The 22989-nt window shown below is 73.2% G+C and carries 21 protein-coding genes and 2 tRNA genes; 20 read left to right on the top strand and 3 right to left on the bottom strand.

The window, feature by feature from the left end; translation table 11 throughout:
- The 4 genes from JNW98_RS02105 to obgE form a co-directional block, all read left to right on the top strand.
- A partial coding sequence (locus JNW98_RS02105; protein WP_223766299.1) for an Rne/Rng family ribonuclease occupies positions 1-3290 on the top strand: 3290 nt, incomplete at its 5' end.
- A gap of 333 nt (positions 3291-3623) precedes the next feature.
- Positions 3624-3944 carry a 50S ribosomal protein L21 gene (gene rplU, locus JNW98_RS02100; protein WP_184347503.1) on the top strand — a complete coding sequence of 107 codons (321 nt, stop codon included), beginning with the start codon at positions 3624-3626 and terminating at the stop codon, positions 3942-3944.
- Between the two features lie 14 nt (positions 3945-3958).
- The gene (rpmA, locus tag JNW98_RS02095; RefSeq protein ID WP_004950923.1) at positions 3959-4213 is read left to right on the top strand and encodes a 50S ribosomal protein L27; all 255 of its coding nucleotides are present in this window, start codon (positions 3959-3961) and stop codon (positions 4211-4213) included.
- A gap of 128 nt (positions 4214-4341) precedes the next feature.
- Positions 4342-5781 carry a GTPase ObgE gene (obgE, locus tag JNW98_RS02090; RefSeq protein ID WP_223766298.1) on the top strand — a complete coding sequence of 480 codons (1440 nt, stop codon included), beginning with the start codon at positions 4342-4344 and terminating at the stop codon, positions 5779-5781.
- Between the two features lie 199 nt (positions 5782-5980).
- On the opposite strand, the gene JNW98_RS02085 is transcribed toward obgE, so the two are convergent.
- On the bottom strand, positions 5981-8029 hold the full coding sequence (locus JNW98_RS02085) for a hypothetical protein (RefSeq protein ID WP_263420303.1): 2049 nt from the start codon (positions 8027-8029) through the stop codon (positions 5981-5983).
- 355 nt (positions 8030-8384) lie between these two features.
- On the opposite strand from JNW98_RS02085, the gene proB reads away from it, so the two are divergent.
- The 5 genes from proB (at position 8385) to JNW98_RS02060 (ending at position 13637) form a co-directional block, all read left to right on the top strand.
- Positions 8385-9509, top strand: a complete 1125-nt coding sequence (proB, locus tag JNW98_RS02080; RefSeq protein ID WP_223766306.1) for a glutamate 5-kinase — start codon at positions 8385-8387, stop codon at positions 9507-9509.
- 246 nt (positions 9510-9755) lie between these two features.
- Positions 9756-10256, top strand: a complete 501-nt coding sequence (locus JNW98_RS02075) for a DUF8830 family protein (RefSeq protein ID WP_223766296.1) — start codon at positions 9756-9758, stop codon at positions 10254-10256.
- 90 nt (positions 10257-10346) lie between these two features.
- Positions 10347-11642, top strand: a complete 1296-nt coding sequence (locus JNW98_RS02070) for a glutamate-5-semialdehyde dehydrogenase (protein ID WP_223766295.1) — start codon at positions 10347-10349, stop codon at positions 11640-11642.
- A 123-nt stretch (positions 11643-11765) separates the two neighbouring features.
- Positions 11766-12374 carry an SCO2584 family spore wall biosynthesis protein gene (locus tag JNW98_RS02065; RefSeq protein ID WP_223766294.1) on the top strand — a complete coding sequence of 203 codons (609 nt, stop codon included), beginning with the start codon at positions 11766-11768 and terminating at the stop codon, positions 12372-12374.
- A 165-nt stretch (positions 12375-12539) separates the two neighbouring features.
- Positions 12540-13637, top strand: a complete 1098-nt coding sequence (locus JNW98_RS02060; protein ID WP_223766293.1) for an SCO2583 family membrane protein — start codon at positions 12540-12542, stop codon at positions 13635-13637.
- A 10-nt stretch (positions 13638-13647) separates the two neighbouring features.
- On the opposite strand, the gene JNW98_RS02055 is transcribed toward JNW98_RS02060, so the two are convergent.
- On the bottom strand, positions 13648-14808 hold the full coding sequence (locus tag JNW98_RS02055; protein ID WP_223766292.1) for a M48 family metallopeptidase: 1161 nt from the start codon (positions 14806-14808) through the stop codon (positions 13648-13650).
- A 92-nt stretch (positions 14809-14900) separates the two neighbouring features.
- Between JNW98_RS02055 and JNW98_RS02050 the strand changes: the two genes are divergently transcribed.
- From JNW98_RS02050 to JNW98_RS02020, 7 genes are all read left to right on the top strand, one after another.
- A complete protein-coding gene (locus JNW98_RS02050; RefSeq protein ID WP_223766291.1) occupies positions 14901-15080 on the top strand; it encodes a hypothetical protein in 180 nt (59 codons plus the stop codon).
- A 98-nt stretch (positions 15081-15178) separates the two neighbouring features.
- Positions 15179-15340, top strand: a complete 162-nt coding sequence (locus tag JNW98_RS02045; RefSeq protein ID WP_223766290.1) for a hypothetical protein — start codon at positions 15179-15181, stop codon at positions 15338-15340.
- Between the two features lie 62 nt (positions 15341-15402).
- Positions 15403-16014 carry a nicotinate-nucleotide adenylyltransferase gene (gene nadD, locus JNW98_RS02040; protein WP_223766289.1) on the top strand — a complete coding sequence of 204 codons (612 nt, stop codon included), beginning with the start codon at positions 15403-15405 and terminating at the stop codon, positions 16012-16014.
- Between the two features lie 78 nt (positions 16015-16092).
- Positions 16093-17934 carry a LytR C-terminal domain-containing protein gene (locus tag JNW98_RS02035; protein ID WP_223766288.1) on the top strand — a complete coding sequence of 614 codons (1842 nt, stop codon included), beginning with the start codon at positions 16093-16095 and terminating at the stop codon, positions 17932-17934.
- A 95-nt stretch (positions 17935-18029) separates the two neighbouring features.
- On the top strand, positions 18030-18470 hold the full coding sequence (rsfS, locus tag JNW98_RS02030) for a ribosome silencing factor (RefSeq protein WP_223766287.1): 441 nt from the start codon (positions 18030-18032) through the stop codon (positions 18468-18470).
- Complete coding sequence (locus JNW98_RS02025) at positions 18467-19123, top strand: histidine phosphatase family protein (RefSeq protein ID WP_223766305.1); 657 nt, start codon at positions 18467-18469, stop codon at positions 19121-19123. Before rsfS ends, JNW98_RS02025 begins: the two co-directional genes overlap by 4 nt.
- 135 nt (positions 19124-19258) lie before the next feature.
- Positions 19259-19331, top strand: a tRNA-Ala gene (locus JNW98_RS02020).
- A 109-nt stretch (positions 19332-19440) separates the two neighbouring features.
- Here the strand turns inward: JNW98_RS02020 and JNW98_RS02015 are convergent.
- Complete coding sequence (locus JNW98_RS02015) at positions 19441-20469, bottom strand: helix-turn-helix transcriptional regulator (protein WP_223766304.1); 1029 nt, start codon at positions 20467-20469, stop codon at positions 19441-19443.
- Between the two features lie 93 nt (positions 20470-20562).
- Between JNW98_RS02015 and JNW98_RS02010 the strand changes: the two genes are divergently transcribed.
- The 4 genes from JNW98_RS02010 (at position 20563) to JNW98_RS01995 (ending at position 22821) form a co-directional block, all read left to right on the top strand.
- Positions 20563-22053 (top strand): MFS transporter, encoded by a 1491-nt coding sequence (locus JNW98_RS02010; protein ID WP_223766286.1) that lies wholly within the window; start codon positions 20563-20565, stop codon positions 22051-22053.
- A 68-nt stretch (positions 22054-22121) separates the two neighbouring features.
- Positions 22122-22319, top strand: a complete 198-nt coding sequence (locus JNW98_RS02005; RefSeq protein WP_223766285.1) for a hypothetical protein — start codon at positions 22122-22124, stop codon at positions 22317-22319.
- A 4-nt stretch (positions 22320-22323) separates the two neighbouring features.
- The gene (locus tag JNW98_RS02000) at positions 22324-22557 is read left to right on the top strand and encodes a hypothetical protein (RefSeq protein WP_223766284.1); all 234 of its coding nucleotides are present in this window, start codon (positions 22324-22326) and stop codon (positions 22555-22557) included.
- Positions 22558-22748: 191 nt separating this feature from the next.
- A tRNA-Ala gene (locus JNW98_RS01995) sits at positions 22749-22821 on the top strand.
- Positions 22822-22989 lie beyond the last annotated feature (168 nt).

Here is a 22989-nt window from a genome sequence, read left to right as displayed (position 1 = left end):
CCGCCGAGGAGGAGCCGCGTCCGCGCCGCAGCCGGCGCCGTGTCGTGAACGCCGAGGCCGAGCAGCAGGCCGCCGCCGAGACCGCCGCGCCCGCCGAGGAGGCCGCCCCGGGCCGTACGCGCCGCCGGGCGGTGCGTCCGCCGACGGCCGTGTTCCAGGCGCCGGTCTTCACCGAGCCGATGTTCCAGACGCCGGAGTCCGCCGCCGCCGCGTACGCGGCCGAGGAGCAGCCCGCCGAGGAGACCGCGGCGCCCGTCGCGGAGGAGGCGGAGCAGCCGGTGACCGGCCGTCGCCGCCGTCGTCGCCGGGGCGAGCCCGTCGAGGCCCCCGAGGTCGTCGAGACTGTCGCGACCGCCGGTGAGCCCGAGGCCGAGGAGGCCGAGGAGGCCGCGGTCGAGGGTGCCGCCGAGGACGAGGAGCAGGGCGAGCGTCCCTCGCGCCGTCGTCGTCGGGGCGGCCGTCGCCGTCGCCGCGGTGAGGCCGCGGATGCCGAGGCCGAGGGCGAGGAGCCGGAAGAGGGCGAGGAGGCCGAGCAGGCCGAGCAGGCCGAGCAGGCCGAGCAGGCCGAGCAGGCCGAGCAGGCCGAGCAGGCCGAGCAGGCCGAGCAGGCCGAGGACGAGGGCGCCGAGGCCGACGAGGAGCCGGAGGCCGAGGCCGGCGGTTCGACCGCGGGCAGCCGCCGTCGCCGCCGTCGCCGCCGTCGCCGCCGTCGCCGCCGTCGCCGCCGTCGCCGCCGTCGCCGCCGCCGGTCCGGCGAGGCGATGGAGGACGGACAGGCCGTCGACGACCCGGAGCGGACCGTCGTCAAGGTCCGCGAGCCGCGCGACCGCCTCAAGGAGGGCGGCACCGGCTTCGACGAGGTCCAGTCCATCAAGGGCTCGACCCGTATGGAGGCCAAGAAGCAGCGCCGCCGCGAGGGGCGCGAGCAGGGCCGCCGCCGGGTGCCGATCATCACCGAGGCCGAGTTCCTGGCGCGCCGCGAGGCCGTCGAGCGCGTGATGGTCGTCCGTCAGAACGGCGACCGGACGCAGATCGGCGTGCTGGAGGACAACGTCCTCGTCGAGCACTTCGTCAACAAGGAGCAGGCCACCAGCTACGTCGGCAACGTCTACCTGGGCAAGGTCCAGAACGTGCTGCCGTCGATGGAGGCCGCGTTCGTCGACATCGGCAAGGGCCGCAACGCCGTGCTCTACGCCGGTGAGGTCAACTTCGACGCGCTCGGCATGGGCAACGGCCCGCGCCGCATCGAGTCCGCGCTGAAGTCCGGCCAGTCCGTGCTGGTGCAGGTCACCAAGGACCCGATCGGCCACAAGGGCGCCCGCCTGACCAGCCAGGTCTCGCTGCCCGGCCGCTACCTGGTCTACGTGCCCGAGGGCTCGATGACCGGCATCAGCCGCAAGCTGCCCGACACCGAGCGGGCGCGCCTGAAGCAGATCCTCAAGAAGATCGTCCCCGAGGACGCCGGCGTCATCGTGCGCACCGCGGCCGAGGGCGCGAGCGAGGACGAGCTGCGCCGTGACGTCGAGCGGCTCCAGGCGCAGTGGGAGGACATCCAGAAGAAGTCCAAGATGATCTCCACCAGCTCGCCGAGCCTGCTGTACGGCGAGCCGGACATGACCGTCCGGGTGGTCCGCGACATCTTCAACGAGGACTTCTCCAAGGTCATCGTGAGCGGTGAGGGTGCCTGGGAGACCATCCACGGGTACGTCTCGCACGTCGCGCCCGACCTGGTGGACCGGCTGCAGAAGTGGACGTCGGACGTCGACGTCTTCGCCACGTACCGGATCGACGAGCAGCTGATGAAGGCGCTGGACCGGAAGGTCTGGCTGCCGAGCGGCGGTTCGCTCGTCATCGACCGGACCGAGGCGATGGTCGTCGTCGACGTCAACACCGGCAAGTTCACCGGCCAGGGCGGCAACCTGGAGGAGACGGTCACCAGGAACAACCTGGAGGCGGCCGAGGAGATCGTGCGCCAGCTGCGGCTGCGCGACCTCGGCGGCATCATCGTGATCGACTTCATCGACATGGTGCTGGAGTCCAACCGGGACCTGGTGCTGCGGCGCCTGCTGGAGTGCCTGGGCAGGGACCGGACGAAGCACCAGGTCGCCGAGGTGACCTCGCTGGGTCTGGTGCAGATGACCCGCAAGCGGGTCGGGCAGGGGCTGCTGGAGTCCTTCTCCGAGTCGTGTGTCCACTGCAACGGCCGGGGTGTCATCGTCCACATGGACCAGCCGGCTTCGGTCGGCGGTGGCGGTGGGGGCGGCGGCAAGCGCGGCAAGAAGCGCGGCGGCGGCAAGGGCGCTGCCGGGGCTTCGGAGGGCGGCGCGGAGGCTGTGGAGGCCACCGAGACCGCCGAGTCCGTTGAGTCCGCCGAGTCGGCTGAAGAGGCCGTCGAGGCTGCGGCGCCCGAGCTGGAGCCGGCCCCGGTGACCGAGGCGGAGCTGGTGCCGTCGGTCGGCGGCGGCGAGGACGAGTGGTTCTCCAGCCCGGCCGAGGCGGAGGCCGCGGCGGCGACCCGGGGCGGCCGTGGCCGGCGCCGGGCGACCCGGAAGGCGTCCGCTCCGGCGGGTGCGCCGAAGCGGGGCGAGCGGGCCGAGCGGGCCGAGCGTGCCGAGCGCCTTGAGCGTGCGGAGGCCGAGCGGGCCGAGGCGGAGGCCGTCGTGGAGCCGGTCGCCGAGCGGGCTGCCGAGCCGGTGGCGGAAGCCGTCGTCGAGCCGGTCGAGCCGGTCGCGGAGGTCCCGGAGGTCGCTGCCGAGCCGGTCGTCGAGCCCGTCGTCGAGCCGGAGCCCGCTCCGGCCGCGCCGGCCCGTCCGCGTCGTCGCGCCACCCGGAAGGTCACCGCTCCGGCGGGGCCGCCCGCGGGTGCCGAGGAGGCGGCCGTGGTCGTCGTCACCGCTCCCGCGGCGGTCGAGACCGCTCCGGAGGCCGTCCAGGCGTCCGCGGTGGCCGAGACCGGCGAGGCTCTGGTGACGCCGGAGACGCCGGAGGCGGCTGACGTCGCCGAGGCGGCGGTGGAGGAGCCCTCGGAGCCTTCGGAGCCCGAGGCGGCTCCGGCCAAGAAGACGGCCCGTAAGACGGCCGCCAAGAAGGCCACCACCAAGAAGGCGGCTGCCGCCAAGAAGACGACCACCGCCAAGAAGGCCGTGGCCAAGAAGACGGCTGCCACGAAGTCGACGACCGCCAAGAAGGCGGCCACGACGAAGAAGGCGGCCACGAAGAAGACCGCCGCGAAGAAGGCGCCGGCCAAGAAGGCCACGGCTTCGGAGGCTTCGGAGGCTTCGGAGGAGTAAGGGTCCGCCCTGGAAGGGCGGGATGGGGGTGCCCCTGTCCCGCCCTTTCTCCGTTCCTTGCGGGGGCTCTGCCCCCGCACCCCCGAAACCGCGCTCCGCGCGGTTGTCCTCAGACTCCCCCAGAGGGGGCACCCCCAACGGGCTGATAAGGACCCGGTTTGACCCCTTGCCCGGTGGCCCGTAACCTTGCCATTCGGCGTCTGTACGCCTACCCCTGAGCAAATCCCTCCCGGTCCGCCGGGAGAGGCCGCTCGTCCACTCGGACAGCACGGGCTCCGCCCGTCTGAGCGGCTGGCATCAGAGGTCCCGATTACTAGCGAGAGTGAGATCCGCGTGTACGCAGTCGTGCGTAGCGGTGGTCGTCAGCACAAGGTGGCTGTCGGCGACATCGTCGAGGTTGACAAGATTTCCGACGGCAAGGTTGGCGACGCGGTCGAGCTCTCGACGCTGCTCGTCGTCGACGGCGAGTCCGTCACCAGCGACCCGTGGGTCCTGGCGGGCATCAAGGTTCAGGCCGAGATCGTGGACCACCACAAGGGTGCCAAGATCGACATCCTGAAGTACAAGAACAAGACCGGTTACCGCAAGCGGATTGGTCACCGCCAGCAGTACACCGCGCTGAAGATCACCGGCATCCCGACGGCCGCGAAGTAAGGGACTGAGGAGACATGGCACACAAGAAGGGCGCATCGTCCACCCGGAACGGTCGCGACTCCAACGCTCAGCGGCTCGGCGTCAAGCGCTTCGGCGGTCAGGTCGTCAGCGCCGGTGAGATCCTGGTCCGCCAGCGCGGCACCCACTTCCACCCGGGTGCCGGTGTCGGTCGCGGTGGCGACGACACGCTGTTCGCGCTGAACGCCGGTGCGGTGCAGTTCGGCACCCACCGTGGCCGCAAGGTCGTCAACATCGTTCCGGTCGCCTGATCTCCCGATCACGGCTTCCGTAGAGCGATACAGCGAGGGCGGACCTCCCTTCCCCTGCGGGGAAGCGGGTCCGCCCTCGCTGCGTTACAACAGACAAACCCCCACCTACGTATCGGAGGCAACCCGCTATGACCACCTTCGTGGACCGCGTCGAGCTGCATGTCGCCGCGGGTAACGGAGGCCATGGCTGCGCCTCCGTGCACCGTGAGAAGTTCAAGCCGCTCGGCGGCCCGGACGGCGGCAACGGCGGTCGCGGCGGCGACGTGATCCTGGTCGTCGACCAGTCCGTCACCACCCTCCTGGACTACCACCACAGCCCGCACCGCAAGGCCACCAACGGCAAGCCGGGCGAGGGCGGCAACCGCTCCGGCAAGGACGGTCAGGACCTGGTCCTGCCGGTGCCGGACGGCACCGTCGTGCTCGACAAGCGCGGGAACGTCCTCGCGGACCTCGTCGGCCAGGGCACCACCTACATCGCCGCCCAGGGCGGCCGCGGCGGCCTCGGCAACGCCGCGCTGGCCTCGGCCCGCCGCAAGGCGCCCGGCTTCGCGCTGCTCGGCGTGCCCGGCGACGTCCAGGACATCGTCCTGGAGCTGAAGACCGTCGCCGACGTGGCGCTCGTCGGCTACCCGAGCGCCGGCAAGTCCTCGCTGATCTCGGTGCTCTCCGCCGCGAAGCCCAAGATCGCCGACTACCCGTTCACCACGCTCGTCCCGAACCTCGGCGTCGTGACGGCCGGCTCGACCGTCTACACCATCGCCGACGTCCCCGGCCTGATCCCCGGCGCCAGCCAGGGCAAGGGGCTCGGCCTGGAGTTCCTGCGGCACGTCGAGCGCTGCTCCGTGCTGGTGCACGTGCTGGACACGGCGACGCTGGAGTCCGAGCGCGACCCGCTGAGCGACCTCGACGTGATCGAGGAGGAGCTCAAGGAGTACGGCGGGCTGGAGAACCGGCCGCGGATCGTCGTCCTCAACAAGGTCGACATCCCCGACGGCCAGGACCTCGCCGACATGATCCGGCCCGACCTGGAGGCCCGCGGCCTGCGCGTCTTCGAGGTGTCGGCCGTCTCCCGGCAGGGCCTGAAGGAGCTCTCCTTCGCCCTCGCCGGCATCGTCGCCGAGGCGCGCGCCGCCAAGCCGAAGGAGGAGGCGACCCGTATCGTCATCCGGCCCAAGGCCGTGGACGACGCGGGCTTCACCGTCACGCTGGAGGACGACGGCATCTACCGGGTGCGCGGTGAGAAGCCGGAGCGCTGGGTGCGGCAGACCGACTTCAACAACGACGAGGCCGTCGGCTACCTGGCCGACCGCCTCAACCGCCTCGGTGTCGAGGACGAGCTGATGAAGGCCGGGGCCCGCGCGGGCGACGGCGTCGCCATCGGGGCCGAGGAGGACGCGGTCGTCTTCGACTGGGAGCCGACGATGGCCGCCGGTGCGGAGATGCTCGGTCGGCGTGGTGAGGACCACCGGCTCGAGGCGCCGCGGCCCGCGGCGCAGCGGCGCCGGGATCGGCAGGCCGAGCGGGACGAGGCGGAGCAGGAGTATCAGGGGTTCGATCCGTTCGCGTAACGGTCCGGTGATCGGGCGGGTGCCCGGGGTTTTTCGCCCCGGACCCGCCCTTTCTCCGTTTCTGCGGGGAGTGCCCCGCGCCCCCTGAAACCGCGCTCCGCGCGGACAAGGGGTCTGGAGCGCAGCCCCCAGGAAACGGCGAAAGGGCGGGACCGGGGCATCACACCCCAGTCCCGCCCTCACGTACGTGAGAACCGCGTCAGCGGCCCTGTGCCGGGCTGAACCAGTCGTTCCCGCCCCCAGGGGCGGGAGCCGCCTCCTCGCCCGGGAGAAGGGCGCCGGCGCCCTCCCGCTGGCCGGGAATCTCGGACGCGGCCGCACGGGCGGCGACGCGCGCCGCGCGCTCGTCGGCCTCGTGGGCCAGGTCCAGGGCCGCCTGGTTGAAGCGGACGAGGGACGGCGGGTCGGACGGGCCGAGGAGCTGGACCTTGAGCTGGGCGCGGGCCTCGGCGAGGCGGTCCAGGCGCGGGTCGCGGACCGCGGCGAGCAGCGCGTGGACGCCGGAGCCGTCGGGCGTCAGGATGGTGGCCGCGGTGACGGTCGGGAAGTTCGCGAGGAACTCCTCCTCGCTCATCCCGCTGGTGTTGGCCACCGCGTACGGCTTCTCGCTGATCAGGTAGTCGGAGACGACGCTGGAGACGTCGCTGATCAGCACGTCGGCCTGGTTGAAGCAGCTGAACAGCGCCGGCCGCGGGCCGGTGACGATCTGGTGCTCCCACTCGGGCAGCGAGGCCCAGTACGCCGCCTCCCAGGCGGCCGTGGCGGCCTCGACCGCCGCGGACCGGCCCGGCTCGGGGGCGGTCTGGACGAGCATCCGCTCGGCCTCGTCCACGCTGGGGCGGAAGGTGCTGGTGGTGAGCGCCTGGAGCTCGGCGGTCATCCGCTCCAGCTCGGCGGCGGCCTCCGGGCCGGGGCGCGGGCCCTCGCGGCGCTCGTTGGCCTCGCGGATCATGTCCTTGATGCGGCGGTTCGCCTCACCCGCGCGCGGGTCGACGGAGCCGGTCATCGGGTGCGGCTTGTAGAGCAGCCGGACGGCGGGGTCGGCGAGCAGCTCGCGGACGATGTTCTCGCCGGCCAGCATGACCGAGGTGTTGCCCGGGTTGCCGTCCCAGCCCTCCCAGGTGGGGGCGTACAGGACGGTGGTGAACGGGCGGGTCGGTGCGCCCGCGTACGGCCGGATCGGGGCCAGCTGCGGACGGCCGACCTCGACGACGTCCCGGTCGTCGACGCCGATGTCGGCGAGCTGGTAGCGCTCGCGCGCGGCCGGACCGGCGACCCAGATCTCGTCGTACGCCTTGGAGTACGGGTTGCAGCTGGAGAGCTTGTCGCTCTCGCCGTGGTTGATGAAGGCGTGCTTGATCGACGGCATGCGCAGGACCTGCGAGGTCTTGCCGGAGTTCGACGGGTGCAGCAGCACCTTCAGGGTCGACTGCTCCAGGGCCATCAGGTGGTGGACCTTGGGGATGCAGACGATCGGGATGTCCGTGGCGTCGATCTTCTTCACCATGAAGCGCTCGCGCAGCACGATGATCGGCTTGCCGTCGAGCTGGGCGAGCGTGGAGAGCCACATGTTCGCCTGGTAGGCGGAGCTGGTGCCGCCGGAGAAGTACATGCCGACGGTCGGGCGGTACTCGGCCAGCCAGCGGTCGAGCCACTCTATGGCCTGCTCGTCGGTGGCGATCCGCTTGGCCGGGCGCAGCCAGCTCGCCAGGTACAGCAGTCCGCCGGCGGCCAGGACCAGGGCCAGGCCGACACCGGCCATGGCGCCGGCGGCCTTGCCGGTGCCCACGGTGACCAGCAGGCCGACCGTCGCCGGGACGGCGAAGCGGACCAGCCGGCGGCCGTGCTGGCGGGCCAGGATGCGCGGCGGGGCGGCGGTCAGGTGCAGACCCGACGCGTCGATGTTGCGCGTCACGAACGGCAGGGTGCGCGAGCGGCGGACCAGGATCGCGACGGCCTGGCAGCCGAGGTGGGCCGCGTAGAAGAGGACGACGCCGACGAAGACCGGCGCGTAGTCGCGCAGCGAGCCGTCGTCGTGCAGCCGCAGCAGCCCCAGCATGATCACCATGTCGCGCAGCAGCTGCCGCACCATGACGTCGAACCGGACCTTGCCGAGCAGGGCGAGCAGACCGGGGTCGCGGTGCTGCAGATAGAGATCGAGCGCGAGGCCCGCCGCCGAGGTGGCGATCAAGAGCGGCACGTTGGGCAGCAGCGCGCCCACGAGCTGGAGTACGAAAGACACCAGCATCGTGAGTAGCGCCGCGGCCTGTACGGCTCGGCGGGGGACTGTTCCGGCAGGCACTGGGCGGGCTCCTGGCAGGAGAACTGAAGGATCGGGATGGACCGGGTCGGACACGTCATGGGACAACGGTCGGGACAACGGCCGCAACCGACCGTATGACGGCCGCTGGGCCAGGAGCAATCTTCGGTCACGGCAACCGTCACAAAATAGGGTCGAACGACCACAATCGTCAGGCGGTAGATTGGCCGCTTCCGGCAGGAGACGGCAGGGCCGGCGGGCGAGAGCAGAGGTGCGGAGCACAGTGCGGGCAGGGACGGCGGACGGGACGGCGAGCGGTACGGAGACCGGGACGGACGGAGGGATCCGGCCGGAGGTCACCGGCGCCCGCAGGATCGTGGTCAAGGTGGGCTCGTCCTCTCTCACCACCGCGGGAGGGGGACTGGACGCCGACCGGGTTGACGCGCTCGTCGACGTCCTGGCCCGGATTCTGGGCGACACCGCGGCCGGCAAGGAGATCGTCCTCGTCTCGTCCGGTGCCATCGCGGCCGGCCTGGCGCCGCTGGGCCTCGACCGGCGGCCGAAGGACCTGGCCCGCCAGCAGGCCGCCGCCAGCGTCGGCCAGGGGCTGCTGGTCGCCCGCTACACCGCGTCCTTCGCCCGCTACGGCCGCCGCGTCGGGCAGGTCCTGCTGACCACCGACGACACCAGCCGGCGCGCGCACTACCGCAACGCCCGCCGGACGCTGGACCAGCTGCTGGCCATGGGCGCGGTCCCGGTCGTCAACGAGAACGACACGGTGGCCACGGACGAGATCCGGTTCGGCGACAACGACCGGCTCGCCGCGCTCGTCGCCCACCTCGTCCGCGCCGACCTGCTCGTCCTCCTCTCGGACGTGGACGGCCTCTACGACGGCGACCCCAGCACCCCGGGCACCTCGCGGATCGCCGAGGTCACCGGCCCCGCCGACCTCGAAGGCGTCTCCATCGGCAGCGCCGGCAAGGCCGGCGTCGGCACCGGCGGCATGGTGACCAAGGTCGAGGCCGCCCGGATCGCCGCCGCCGCGGGCATCCCGGTCGTCCTCACCTCCGCCAGCCGCGCCGCCGACGCCCTCCTCGGCCGGCCCACCGGCACCCTCTTCCACCGCACCGGCCGCCGCTCCGCCGACCGGCTGCTCTGGCTGGCGCACGCCTCCACCCCGCGCGGCGCGCTCACGCTCGACGACGGCGCGGTGCGCGCGGTCGTCCAGGGCACCGGGTCGCTGCTGCCGGCGGGCATCGCGGCCGTCGAGGGCGAGTTCAGCGCGGGCGACCCGGTCGAGCTGCGGGACGGCGCGGGCCGCGCGGTGGCCCGCGGGCTGGTCGCGTACGACGCGGGGGAGATCCCGCAGCTCCTCGGCCGCTCCACCCGGGACCTGGCCCGCGAGCTCGGGCCCGAGTACGAGCGCGAGGTCGTGCACCGGGACGATCTGGTCGTCCTCCACTCCTGACCGATGGGGGTGGGACCGGAGGCGGCGGGAAAAGGTACGGCATCCGGGCGCGGGCCGAGGCCCGTCCCGAGGTAAGTCCAGCCTTTCTTCCGGCCTTTCCGGAAAACCACCCCGCGGCCGTCCCCGGGCTGGTCAACTTTTAAGGCCGGGTCCGGGCCCGGACGGGGAAACCGGCACGCGGGAGAACCAGCACGACACGGCTCCGCCGCAGACGCGCACGGGGCCGGCCAGACAGGGAGGCCGCCGGTGAGACGAGGGCGCCCAGGGGCCCCGCCCCGAGGCGGGGGATCGGTCTCCCGCATCCCGCGGGCCGCGGGGGAGGAGCCCGTCCTGACCAGCGTCGGGGCGCACGGCACGGGGGAGGACGCCGGCACGGGCCGATCGGACGGCTCCGGCGGCCCCGGCGGGTCCCGGCTGTGGCACGTCACCCTCAGCGTCTCGGGGGCCGAGGCGCCGCTCGGCGAGGTCCGGCGGGCGCTGGAGCAGCTCGCCCACGACCACCCCTTCCTCCTCACCAGCCGCTACGCCAACGACCACGCCGAGATCCGGTACTGGGAGGAGGCCCGCGACCTGCACGACGCGGCCGCCGTCGCCCTGCGGCTCTGGGGCGAGCACCGCTCGACGGCCCGGCTGCCGCCGTGGGAGATCGTCGGTCTGGAGGTCATCGACCGCGAGACGTACCACCAGCGGGTGGCGGAGGGCTGCGGCCCGCTGCCGGCCGCGCCGGTGGGGGTGCACCCGTTCTGAGCGGTGGCGGGCCCGGGGCGTCCCGCGGCTCCGTCCGAGGGGTGAGCGGTCCGCGCACGACCGGCCCGGCCGCAACTAAGCTGCGTCCCCATGAGCAGCGACACCCCCACCTCCAGCGACCTCCCCGAGTCCCCCGTGCTCCGCGCCGCGGCCCGCGCCCGTACCGCCGCCGCCGAGCTCGCGCCGCTGCCACGCGCGGCCAAGGACGCGGCGCTGCTCGCCGTCGCCGACGCGCTGGAGGCGCGGACCGCCGACATCGTGGCCGCCAACGCCGAGGACGTCGCCCGGGCGCGCGCCGCCGGCACCGCCGAGGGCGTCGTCGACCGGCTGACGCTCACCCCCGAGCGGGTCCTGGCCATCGCCGCGGACGTGCGCAGCGTGGCGGGCCTGCCCGACCCGGTCGGCGAGGTGGTGCGCGGCTCCACCCTGCCCAACGGCATCGACCTGCGGCAGGTCCGGGTGCCGCTCGGCGTCGTCGGGATCGTCTACGAGGCGCGGCCGAACGTGACGGTGGACGCCGCCGCGCTCTGCCTGAAGTCCGGCAACGCGGTCCTGCTGCGCGGGTCCTCCTCGGCGTACGCGTCGAACACCGCCCTGGTGTCCGTCGTCCGCGACGCGGTGGCGGGCGCGGGGCTGCCGGCGGACGCCGTGCAGCTGGTGCCGGGGGAGAGCCGGGAGTCCGTGAAGGAGCTGATGCGCGCCCGCGGCCTGGTCGACGTGCTGATCCCGCGCGGCGGCGCCTCGCTGATCCGGACCGTCGTCGAGGAGTCCACGATCCCGGTGATCGAGACGGGCACCGGCAACTGCCACGTGTACGTGGACGCCGACGCCGACCTCGACACGGCGGTCCGGGTGCTCGTCAACTCCAAGGCGCACCGCGTCAGCGTCTGCAACGCCGCCGAGACCCTCCTCGTCCACCGGGACATCGCCGAGCGCCTGCTGCCCGCCGCGCTGGACGCCCTGGCGGAGGCCGGCGTGACGGTGCACGCCGACGAGCGGGTGCGGGCGCTGGCCGGCGGGACGAAGGCGACCGTGGTGCCCGCCACGGAGGAGGACTGGGCGACCGAGTACCTCTCCTACGACATCGCGGCCGCGGTGGTGGACTCGCTGGACGACGCCGTGCGGCACATCCGGCGGTGGTCCTCCGGACACACGGAGGCGATCGTCACCACCTCGCAGCAGGCGGCCCGCCGGTTCACCCAACTGGTGGACTCCACGACGGTCGCGGTGAACGCGTCGACGCGGTTCACCGACGGCGGCCAGTTCGGCTTCGGCGCGGAGATCGGGATCTCCACCCAGAAGCTGCACGCGCGCGGACCGATGGGGCTGCCCGAGCTGACCTCGACCAAGTACATCGTCACGGGCGACGGGCACATCAGGGGCTGACCTGCGGCGGGGCGGTACGGGGTAGGGCTGTGGGGTCGGAGGCGGCCCCCGCGCCGCCCCCCCGGTGGCCCTAATTCCCGTACCGCCCGCGCGGATTGACCGCTTCGGGTCTACGCTGGGGGCGTGCCGGACGACGTGGGGGGCAAGCCGTTCCCGGACGGCGAGGAGCCCGACAACCACCGCTGCGGAGGCGAGGACGAGTTCGCCGCGGTGGTCTTCGACGAGGAGTTCGTGCGGGCCGCCGTGGTGCACGAGCCCAGCGCGGCCGAGCGCGTGCTCGCCGCCCGGGCCCGCTCGGGCGGCGGACCGGGCGAGGACGACGGGTACGAGGGGTACGACGCGTACGAGCGGCGCACCGACGGCCGCACCCGCCGCCGTACGGGCGGGCCGGGCGCCTGGCGGACGCTCACCCACGACCTGGACCCGGACGACGCCTACGGGCCCTACGGCCGCTACGGCGGCCGGCGGCGGCCCTACCGGGGGCGGCCGCGCTGGTACCGGCCGGTGGCCTGGGTGCTCTGCGTGCTGCTGGGCATCGGCGCGGTGGCCCTGGCGTTCGCGGCGGTCTACCGCGGGGCGTCCTCCGGCGAGCGCCGCGATCCCGCGCCGCCGCCCACCACGACCGGCGTGGACGCGCCGCCGCGGCAGGGGGCCCTGCCGCACGCCGCGCCGCCCGACGGCGCGGCGGATCCGGGCGTTCCGGTGGCCTCGGCGGCTCCCCGGCGCGGCTGATGGCGGGCGTGCGCCCGTCACCCTCCGTGATCATGGCCGAGGTGACCTGCGGCGATCTTCCGGCCTCGCGAGGCGTGGGCCGGGGCGGCGGCCGTGAGGGCCTTCGCCGGAAGTTGTCGTGTACCAGCGCGTTTACGGACCGGCCCGGCGACCTACCCTTGAGGTATGGAAGGGCCTGGAGACCCGCCTGAGGGGACGCCCGAGGGTGCCCCGGGAGGTGGTGACGAAGAGTACCGGTCGGTCGTCTTCGACGAATCGTTCGTCCGGGCTGCCCGTCTCCAGGAGTCCTCGGCCCGGGAGCGGCTGGGCGACCACGCCCCCGCCGTGCGCACCCGGCACGCCTGGGCCCGGCTCGGCGCCTCCCGCCAGCTGCTGCTCCTCGTCCTGCTGATCGCCCTGGCCTTCGGCACGGCCGTGTACATGGGCCTGCGCCACCCCTACAAGGAGCCCCGGCCGCCGTCCGCCGAGCCGCTGCAGACCACCGTGATACCGCTCGCCCCGCGCGGGACGGTGCCCGGCGGGCCCGCGGACCGGCTCTTCGCCGGCAGCCCGGCCCAGCGGTTCGGGGAGGGCGCGGACGGCGTCACGCTGCCCGACGCGCGGCGCACCCAGAACTTCTCCGAGGGGCTGGTGATGGCCGCCCTCGCGACCGCCAAGGAGTACACGGTCAGGTCCGCGCTGGACCGGGCGGTGCTGGGCGGCGGCGACGGACGGGCCGTGCGCGTGCTGCTCGCGCCCTCGCAGCTGGACCAGTACGACCGCAGCTTCGAGCACCCCGCGGCCGACGGGCAGCACGCGATCACCGGCTGGCTGGTCCGCTTCGACCCCGCCCAGGTGGCCCTGGACGACGCTCCCGTCCGGGTCGAGGGCGCCTTCTCCCTCACGGAGGTCTCCCCGGCCGCGCTGGAGGTCTCCGCCGACCACACCTTCGTCTACGCGGTCCGTCCGGCGGCGGTGAAGGACGGGAAGGCGGACGCGTCCCTGTTCACCGTCCGCCGGATCCTCCGCTTCCGCTTCGACCGCGACGATCTCCAGGACCACCACCTCCAGGTGCTGCAGAGCACCGTCCAGGCGGGCCCGGAGTCCTGCGGCGCGGACGACGCGGCGTACCTGCGGCCCCTGCTCGCCGGCCGGACGGCGGACAACAGCCGGCAGCCGGCCACCGACCCGTACGCGACGGGCCGGCCGGCGGGCGGGCTCTGCGGCGTGCTGGCGCCGGGTCCCATGGTCCCGGCGGGCGGACCGGCCCCGCCGGGGCGCTGAGCCGCCGCCGTCAGCCCTTCGGTCCCCCGTCGCGCGGCTCGTCCCGAGGCTCGTCCCGGGGCTCGTCCCGCGGGCCGTCCGCCGGCGGACCGTCCTTCGGCCGGCCGGCGCCGGAGCGCCCGGTGAAGGTGTCCCGCAGCCGGCTGCCCAGGTCGTTGGCCCCGCCCGCGATGTCCCGCACCAGTCCCATCAGCGGGTCCTTGCTGTTCCGCACGGACTCCGCGTAGTGGCTGGCCGACTCGCGGAAGGAGTCGGACACGGAGGCGTCCTTGTCCTCCGCGCGCCGCGGGTAGTGCCCGTCCATCAGGCGCTGGAAGTCCCGGCTCTCCGCCCAGCGCTTGAGCTCGGCCGCCCGCACGGTGGCGAACGGGTGGCTGCGCGGCAGCACGTTCATGATCTTCAGGACGGAGTCCCGGAGGTCGCCGCCCGCCTCGTACTCCGCGGCCTGGGCGAGGAAGGCGTCCACGTTCATCTCGTGCAGGTGGTTGCCGCCCGCCAGCTTCATCAGGCCGCGCAGCGACGCCTGGAGGTCCTGGCCCACCAGCAGCCCGGCCCGGTCCGCCGACAGCTCCGACTTGCGGAACCACTCGCGCAGCGCCGTCACGATCGCCGTGACCGCTATGCCGCCCAGCGGGATCCAGGCGATCTTCACCGCGAAGTTCGTCAGGAAGAGCAGGATCGTCCGGTAGACCGAGTGGCCCGACAGCGCGTGGCCCACCTCGTGGCCCACGACCGCCCGCATCTCCTCCTCGTCCAGCAGCTCGACCAGGCCCGTCGTCACCACGATGACCGGCTCGTCCAGGCCGACGCACATGGCGTTGGGCTGCGGGTCCTGCGTGACGTACATCGGCGGGACCTTGGGCAGGTCCAGGATGGAGCAGGCGTCCAGGAGCATCGTGTGCAGGTGCGGGAACTGCCGGTCGCTCACCCGCACCGAGTCGGACAGGAACAGCAGCCGCAGGCTGCGCTCCGGCAACAGGCCGCTCAGGGCCTTGAAGACGGTGTCGAAACCGCTCAGCTTGCGCAGCGCGACCAGGGCGGAGCGGTCCGCGGGGTGCTCGTACGCCCGCGAGGAGATGTCCGGAAAGCGCCTGCGGCCGCGGCCCGGCACCCGGTCCTCCCCGTCCCCCTCCGCGCGGCCGGAGCCGTTCGCGGCGTTGCTGTCACTCATGGCGACCCCCTCAACTGGGCTCGATCGTGGCCCGTCCCCCGGCTGACGGACCCCACCCTAGGCGCTGCCGCCGACAGGGCTACCGTGGAGGCATGTCCGCACTCCAGGGTTTCACCCACCTCGCGGCGTCCCCGGCGTTCACCGGGCCGCTGGCCGTCTCCGCCCACGACACGGGCCCCGGGCCGGTGCTGCGCACGGTCGTCATCGTCGCCCTGATCGGCGTGCCGCTCACCGCGTGGCTACTGCTCCGCGGGTACCGCAACAAGGGCTGACCGCCCGACAGGCGGAGTCGGCGTGAGCGCGGCGACCGCCTCCGCATACGATGTGGCGGAAGTCTCCCAACGATCGCCTCCGAGAGGTCCTGCCGACCATGTCCCTCACCTCAGCCCACTCGGCCCTGGTCACGTTCGCGTCCGAGAGCGAGCACGTCGACACCCACGAGAGCCTCAGCCCCTACGTCACCGGCGGGGCCGCGCTCTTCATCCTGCTGCTCCTGCTCTACGTGACCACCCGCTTCAACCGGGACCGCTGACCGGCCGGGGAGCGCCTCCCCGCGGGGCCGGCGCGTCGCCGTGCCCAGTAGGGTCTGCACGCATGGAAGAGCAGACAGAGCCCGCGAAGCGGCGGCTCGGCGTCATGGGCGGGACGTTCGATCCCGTCCACCACGGCCACCTGGTCGCCGCGAGTGAGGTCGCCTCGCAGTTCCATCTGGACGAGGTGGTGTTCGTCCCGACCGGCGAGCCCTGGCAGAAGAGCCACAAGGCGGTGTCCCCGGCCGAGGACCGCTACCTGATGACGGTCATCGCCACGGCGTCCAACCCGCAGTTCTCGGTGAGCAGGATCGACATCGACCGCGGGGGACCGACGTACACCGTCGACACGCTCCGGGACCTGCGCGCCCTCAACGACGACGCGGACCTGTTCTTCATCACCGGCGCGGACGCGCTCGCGCAGATCCTCACCTGGCACAACACGGACGAGTTGTTCTCGCTCGCCCACTTCATCGGCGTCACCCGCCCCGGGCACATACTGGCCAACCCGGGGCTGCCGGACGACCGGGTCTCGTTCGTCGAGGTCCCGGCCCTCGCGATCTCCTCGTCCGACTGCCGCGCGCGCGTGGCCGAGGGCGAGCCCGTCTGGTATCTGGTGCCCGACGGTGTCGTGCGCTACATCGCCAAGCGCAAGCTGTACCGTCACGACGGCTGACATCCGGCCGACCGGCTCCAGCGCCATCGAGGGGCACCGTTGAACGACCGCCAGGACCCGTACGCGCACGATCCCCACGTGCCCGATCCCCACGCCCGGGATCCGTACGGGCAGCAGCCTCAGGTGTACGGCTACGACGCCTACGGCAGCCCGGTCCACAGCCCCGACGACCCGCGGATGGCGTACGACGCCTACGGCCGGCCGCTCGCGGGGCTCGACGCCTCGGCGCAGGGGCAGGTGAGCGGGCAGGACTACTGGCAGGGGGCCGGGCAGGGGTACGGCGGGTACGGCGGCTATGACCCGTACGCCGTTGGCGGGCAGGGTGTCGGTGTACAGGGCGTCGGTGGGCAAGGCATCGGCATGCAGGGTGTCGGTGGGCAAGGCGTCGGCATGCAGGGCGTCGGCGGGCAGGGCGGGTGCCAGCAGGCGCAGGAGTACCCCTCGTACCAGGAGCAGCATCAGCAGCAGGGGTACGTGCAAGTACAGCCCCAGCCGCAGCCCCCGTCTCCGTCCTCTGACCGGAACGCCGGGCAGGAGCGCCCCCAGGAGCGGGTCCCCCGGCAGGCGCACCGCGCCGCCGGACGCCCGGAGACCCCCGGCGGCTCCCCCGGCGGCGCGGAGGGCGCGGCTCCGGCTGGAGTGGTCCCCGAGCCGCGGCAGGCGCCCGACGACGACCCGGCGTACCACACAGAGCAGTTCTCCTTCGTCGAGGCGCCGGACGAGGACGCCGAGGACGTCATCGACTGGCTGAAGTTCAGCGAGAGCCGCACCGAGCGCCGGGACGAGCGCAGGCGGCGCGGCCGCAACCGCTACGTCGCGCTCGCCGTGGCGTTCGTGCTGGTCCTGGGCGGGGTGCTCGGCTACCTCTTCCTGTCGGGCGGCGACGGGGACGGGGGCACCGCGGCCGGCACCGGGCAGAAGCGCGACGTCATCGTCGTCCACCTGCGGCAGACCAGGGGCGGCGGGAGCTCGACGGCCCTGCTCGTCGACAACGCGACGACGAAGAAGGCCACCGCCGTCCTGCTGCCCAACTCGCTCGCCGTCGCCAAGGAGGGCGGCGGGGCCACGACCCTCGGCAAGTCCGTGCAGGAGGCGGGCACCGGGGGCACCCGCGACGCCCTCAACACCCTGCTCGGCTCGCGCATCAAGGGCAGCTGGCGGCTGGACACCCCGTACCTGGAGAACCTCGTCCAGCTGGTCGGCGGCGTGACGGTGGACGTGGACGCCGACGTGCCCGGCGCCAAGCCGGGCGACGACCCGCTGGTGCGCCGGGGCGGCGGCCAGAGCCTCAACGGACAGGCGGCCGTCGCCTACGCCACCCACCGGGTCCCGGGCGAGGCCCCGGAGCGGCAGCTCGGCCGGTTCGGGCAGGTCATGCAGGCCGTCCTGAAGAAGATGTCCACCGACCCCAAGGCCGCGACGACCACGGTCGAGGCGCTGGCGCAGATCCCCGACCCGTCGCTCTCCGTTCCGCAGCTCGGCGCCTCCCTGGCCCAGCTGGCGGCGCGCGCCAAGGCGGGCGCGTACCGCACCACCGTGCTGCCCGTCCGGCAGGACGGCACCCTCGGCGGCGAGGAGGCGGACGGCGTGGTCAAGGAGGTGCTCGGCGGTGCCGTGGGCAGCGCGGGCGCCGGGACGACCCCGCGGGTCAGCGTGAAGAACGCCACAGGCGGCACGGCCGGCGCCGGCGCGGCCCGGGTCGCCCTCGTCAACGGCGGCTACACCTACCTCGACGCCGGCACGGCCGCCGCGGCGGGCGCCTCCGCCGTCTACTACGCGGACGACAGGCGGGCGGCGGACGCCAAGGAGGTCGCCAAGACGCTGGGGCTGCCGGCGGGGGCGGTACGGAAGGGGAGCGGCTCGGACGTCGCGGCCAACGCGGACGTGACCGTGGTGCTGGGGAGGAACTATAAGGGCTGACGCCGGCGCGGAGAGCGGCGGAAAAGCCCGGGAGGGGCCGTGGCGGGTCGTGAGACCCTTGAGGGCGAACCCACTCTCTACCGAAAGCATGGCCAGTGACCGCCACGGACCGCTCCGAGAAGCTCATCCAGGCCGCCGCGCAGGCTGCCGCCGACAAGCTCGCGCACGACATCGTCGCGTATGACGTCAGCGACGTGCTGTCGATCACCGACGCCTTCCTGCTGGCCTCGGCCCCCAACGACCGCCAGGTCAAGTCGATCGTCGACGAGATCGAGGAGCGACTGCTCAAGGAGCTGGGCGCCAAGCCGGTCCGGCGCGAGGGCGACCGCGACGCGCGCTGGGTGCTGCTCGACTACGTGGACATCGTCGTGCATGTCCAGCACAGCGAGGAGCGCGTCTTCTACGCCCTGGAGCGGCTGTGGAAGGACTGCCCGGAGATGGAGCTGCCCGCCGACGCGGTGGCCACCCGGGGCAAGGCCGACGAGCACGCCCGTGCCCAGGAGGCCGCCGACGGGCGGGACGGTGAGCTGAGCTGAACGGCAGCAGGGGAGGCGGCCGGGGCCGCCGCATCGTCCTGTGGCGGCACGGCCAGACGGCCTGGAACGTGGAGCGCCGCTTCCAGGGCACCACGGACATCGAGCTGACGGAGACCGGCGTCGCCCAGGCGCGCCGGGCGGCCCGGCTGCTGGCGGCGATGAAGCCGGACGCCGTCGTCGCCTCCGACCTCCGGCGGGCCGCCGACACCGCCGCCGAGCTGGCGGCGCTCACCGGCCTGGAGGTCACCCACGACCCCGGGCTGCGCGAGACGTACGCCGGGGCCTGGCAGGGCCTTACGCACGAGGAGATCATCGAGCGGCACGGCGAGCAGTACGCGGCGTGGAAGCGCGGGGAGCCCGTGCGGCGCGGCGGCGGTGAGCTGGAGACCGAGGTCGCCGAGCGGGCGGCTCCCGTCGTCCTGGCCCACGCCGACCGGCTGCCCGACGGCGGCACACTCGTCGTCGTCAGCCACGGCGGCACCATCCGCACCACCATCGGGCGGCTGCTCGGGCTGGAGTCCGGCTCCTGGGAGGCGCTGGGCGGGCTCACCAACTGCTGCTGGTCCGTCCTGGGCGAGGGCGCGCGCGGCTGGCGGCTGCTGGAGCACAACGCGGGCACCCTGCCGGAGCCCGTCCTCGGCGACGACGACTGAGCCTTCCCGGAGGGCCGTCTCCGGGGGTGCGGGCCCGCCACCGGGCCCGATTTCCCATTCGGGCAGGTGGCAGGCTAAAGTTCTTCTTGTTCGCGGGGAACGCGGGGGAAAGCCTCCGGGGAAACCGAGAACAGCGGGGCTATAGCTCAGTTGGTAGAGCGCCTGCATGGCATGCAGGAGGTCAGGAGTTCAATTCTCCTTAGCTCCACAGAAAAGGGATCCCGTCCGGTCGGAATGACCGGGCGGGGTCTTCGCTTTTGCCGGCGGGTGCCGGACGGGGAAGGCCGGCCGGACGGCCGGGTCCCGCCCGCCCCCGGTCAGTCCGCGGAGGAAGGCGGACGCGCCGCCGACCGCCGAGGCCCCGCGGCGTTGTCCCTCACTCGCCGGCACCAGTCGGCCCAGGTCCAGGGGACCCGCTGCGGCTCCTTCTCCGCCAGCCGCTCCCGTACCTCCGACAGCCTCATCCCGTGCTCCGGGCAGCCGACCAGCGGGTCCTCCAGAGCGGCCAGCGTGGTCAGGAGGCGGCCGGTCTCCTCGTCGTCGGGGGTGTAGACGACGACGCGCGTCTCGGGGCTGTCGGCCAGTGCGAGCGAGGTGGAGACCAGCCGCAGCTCGCCCACCGAGGCGTGCCACATGACCTTGGTGCGGCGGCCCGGCGGGATGACGTCCCCGGCCTCCCACAGCCGCCGGAACTCCTCGCTGGACGTGATGAGCAGGTGCAGGAACTCCTCCCACGCCGGATCGCCGACGTGCCGTCCGTAGGCCCCGCGGAACGTGGCCACCAGCAATGGCAGTTCCTCCTCCCGGTCGACGAACGGGCTGCAGCACTCGGGCCGGGCGAAGAGCTGCCAGAGGGCGTTGGCCTTCCAGTCCGCCGTCAGGTACACCAGCGGGAAGAGAGCGCGGTAGGAGGCGTTCGTGGCCAGCACGTCGTAGCGGGCGTTGTAGACGACGGCCGGGTTCGGGCCGAGGGCCTCGACGATCGCCAGCACCGCCGGGTCGACCGCGTCCGCGTCGGCCACCCGCCGCGGCGAGTACGGGACTTCGGCCAGCTGGTAGAGGTGCTCGCGCTCGTTCTCGTCCAGGCGCAGCGTCCGGGCGATGGCGTCCAGCACCTGCACGCTGGCGTTGATCGGGCGGCCCTGCTCCAGCCAGGTGTACCAGGTGATGCCGACTCCGGAGAGCTGCGCCACCTCCTCGCGCCGGAGGCCGGGGGTGCGCCGGCGCAGGCCCTCGGGGATGCCCACGTCGGTCGGTCTCACCCTGGCCCGCCGACCGCGCAGGAAGGCGGCCAGCTCCGTTCGCCTGCGTCCGTTCAGCGTCGCCATCGTCGTCACGTCCCCCATGGTCATCCCGGCGCGGGGATGCCGCCAGGTGCTGCTGGTAATAGGTGAGAGGGGCTCTCGCCACCCGTACCCGGTCGGACACAGCCTGTGGGCATGTCCACGATCCCGTCCCCCCGGACGACATCCGTTCCCGGTCCCAGTGAAGCGGGCCCCACTGACAACGGCCCCGGCCCGGGCCGCTCCGGCAGATCCGCGCGGCCGGGCTGGTTGCTGCTGATCGTGCTGGTCGGCCAGTTCATGGCGATCCTCGACTCGTTCGTGGTCAACGTCGCCACCGCGACCATCCGGAGCGAACTGCACGCGTCCGGTTCCGGGCTGCAACTGATCGTGGCCGGCTACACGATCAGCTACGCGGTCCTGCTGATCACCGGCGCCCGGCTCGGTGCCCGCCACGGCCACCGGCGGGTCTTCCTCGCCGGACTCGCCCTGTTCACCCTGGCCTCGCTGCTCTGCGGGCTGGCCGACGGCGCCGGCGGGCTGATCGCCTTCCGCTTCGTCCAGGGCGCCGGTGCGGCCGTGATGCTGCCGCAGGTGCTGAGCCTGATCCAGCGCACCTACGACGGTCCCGCGCGGGCGCGGGCGCTCGGTCTCTTCTCGGCCGTGATCGCCTCCGGCGCCGCGATCGGGATGATCGTCGGCGGGCTGCTGATCGACGCGGACCTGTTCGGCTGGACCTGGCGGCCGGTCTTCCTGGTCAACGTGCCGATCGGGCTGCTGCTCCTCCTCTTGGGCATCCGGTTGATGCCCCGCGACGAGCCGCGCGCCGGGGAGCGCGCGCGGGGGCTCGACCTGCCGGGCCTGGTGCTCCTCGCGGCGGCGGTCATGTGCTTCACGGTGCCGATGGTGCTGGGCGAGGAGCAGGACTGGCCGCTGTGGACCTGGCTGTCGTTCGCGCTCTGCGCCCTGCTCGCGGCGGTCTTCGCCGGGTACGAGGCGCGGCTGGCCCGCCGCGGCGGGGCGCCGCTGATCGCCCCCGTGGTGCTGCGGGCGCCCGGGGTGCCGCGGGCGGTGGCGCGGCTCGGGCTCACCATGGCGATGAACGCCGGCGTCCTCCTGTCGCTCTCCCTGCACCTGCAGAGCGGGCTGGGCTTCGGGCCGCTGCGCACCGGGCTGACCTTCCTGCCCACGGCGGTGGCCTTCGGCGCCGTCGGCCTCAACTGGCGGAGGCTTCCCGAGCGTTGGCACGGCGCCCTGCCCACGGTCGGCCTGTTGCTGGCGGCGGTCTCCTTCGCGGGCACCGGGCTCGTCCTGCGGGACGGCGGTGACGGCGGGGCCGGCGGCCTGTGGCTGTACGCGGTGCTGCTGGGCGGTGGGGGCGGGCTCGGCCTCGCCTTCAGCCCGACGCTCGGCCGTACGCTGGCCGGGGTGCGGCCGGAGCACGCGGCGGACGCCAGCGGGCTGCTGACCACGACGAGCCAGCTCGGTCTGCTCACCGGGGTGGCCGTGTACGGCGCCGTCTACCTCGCCGAGGCGGGGGGCGGGGCTGGGGCCTCCTCGGCGCACGGGGTGTGGATCACCTCGCTGGCCCTGGCGGGGACGGCGGTGGCCGCGGTGGGGACGGCCTTCCCGCACCGGGGGCGCTGACCTGGCGCCCGTCCCGTGGCAGAATCGGACGGCCGGGCGCGGACGGGGTGAAGGGGAGGGAAACTGACATGCCGGTGTGCGTGTTCGCGACGACCGACGCCCTTCCTGGTCTTCCCGGATCTCCCGGCCTTCCCGAATCTCCCGGTCTTCCCGGAGTGACCGCCCTCCAGTGCCCGGCTTGTGGATCCGCCCAGGTGGCCCAGGTGCTCGGCGACAACGGCGGTGTTTCGTACGTCTGCACGGCCTGCGGCCACAGCTGGAGCTGAGTGAATGGGTGCACACAGCCGGAAATGCGACTGGTGCGGCAGCGGGACGCCCATCGTTCGCGACATGGAACCGGTCAACGCCGACTACCAGTACTGGTGTGTCGAATGCGCGCGGGCGCTGATCATAAAAGGCGACCCCATCGAGACCTACCGCGAACTGGAGGGTGAACCGATCTACGGGCGGCTGCTCGACGAGCACTGCGCTCTGAAGCGGTTCTATTCGTTCGCTACCGCGTAAGGGCTCGATGTGATCGCCTGAGAGTCCGACGCGGCTGCGGGAAGATCGGAACCGGCGGGCAAATCGGGCGAAACCGGTCACCGGAACCACCGATTTGGCAGATGGCAGGGGGGTCCGTGTAATGTAGTCGATGTCGCCAGGGGGAACCGGCCGGAAACGGCGGGAAAGCCCGGGTGACGACAACAGAACAAGGGGCTATAGCTCAGTTGGTAGAGCGCCTGCATGGCATGCAGGAGGTCAGGAGTTCAATTCTCCTTAGCTCCACAGGAGATGAGCGGGTCGTCCGAAAGGGCGGCCCGCTTTTCGTTGTGTGCCCACCCCGTCGTGATCGTGCGCTTCTCGCATGCCGCTTCTTGCATGTCCATGACCGTTCCTTGCCCGCTTGTTGGCGAACGCATGTCCCCTGCATGAACCGTTCGCCGAAAGAGTGAC

It is taken from the genome of Streptomyces huiliensis, assembly GCF_020037025.1.
Lineage (GTDB): Bacteria > Actinomycetota > Actinomycetes > Streptomycetales > Streptomycetaceae > Streptomyces > Streptomyces huiliensis.
The sequence above is the reverse complement of the archived record's forward strand: the minus strand, read 5'-3'. Positions and strand labels throughout refer to the sequence as shown.

Excerpts from the sequence above, each read along its gene's own strand:
- rpmA (WP_004950923.1), top strand. The coding sequence starts at position 3,959 with ATGGCACACAAGAAGGGCGCATCGTCCACCCGGAACGGTCGCGACTCC.
- obgE (WP_223766298.1), top strand. The coding sequence starts at position 4,342 with ATGACCACCTTCGTGGACCGCGTCGAGCTGCATGTCGCCGCGGGTAAC.
- JNW98_RS02085 (WP_263420303.1), bottom strand. The coding sequence starts at position 8,029 with ATGCTGGTGTCTTTCGTACTCCAGCTCGTGGGCGCGCTGCTGCCCAAC.
- JNW98_RS02070 (WP_223766295.1), top strand. The coding sequence starts at position 10,347 with ATGAGCAGCGACACCCCCACCTCCAGCGACCTCCCCGAGTCCCCCGTG.
- JNW98_RS02060 (WP_223766293.1), top strand. The coding sequence starts at position 12,540 with ATGGAAGGGCCTGGAGACCCGCCTGAGGGGACGCCCGAGGGTGCCCCG.
- JNW98_RS02055 (WP_223766292.1), bottom strand. The coding sequence starts at position 14,808 with ATGAGTGACAGCAACGCCGCGAACGGCTCCGGCCGCGCGGAGGGGGAC.
- JNW98_RS02050 (WP_223766291.1), top strand. The coding sequence starts at position 14,901 with ATGTCCGCACTCCAGGGTTTCACCCACCTCGCGGCGTCCCCGGCGTTC.
- JNW98_RS02045 (WP_223766290.1), top strand. The coding sequence starts at position 15,179 with ATGTCCCTCACCTCAGCCCACTCGGCCCTGGTCACGTTCGCGTCCGAG.
- nadD (WP_223766289.1), top strand. The coding sequence starts at position 15,403 with ATGGAAGAGCAGACAGAGCCCGCGAAGCGGCGGCTCGGCGTCATGGGC.
- JNW98_RS02015 (WP_223766304.1), bottom strand. The coding sequence starts at position 20,469 with ATGGGGGACGTGACGACGATGGCGACGCTGAACGGACGCAGGCGAACG.
- JNW98_RS02010 (WP_223766286.1), top strand. The coding sequence starts at position 20,563 with ATGTCCACGATCCCGTCCCCCCGGACGACATCCGTTCCCGGTCCCAGT.
- JNW98_RS02005 (WP_223766285.1), top strand. The coding sequence starts at position 22,122 with ATGCCGGTGTGCGTGTTCGCGACGACCGACGCCCTTCCTGGTCTTCCC.
- JNW98_RS02000 (WP_223766284.1), top strand. The coding sequence starts at position 22,324 with ATGGGTGCACACAGCCGGAAATGCGACTGGTGCGGCAGCGGGACGCCC.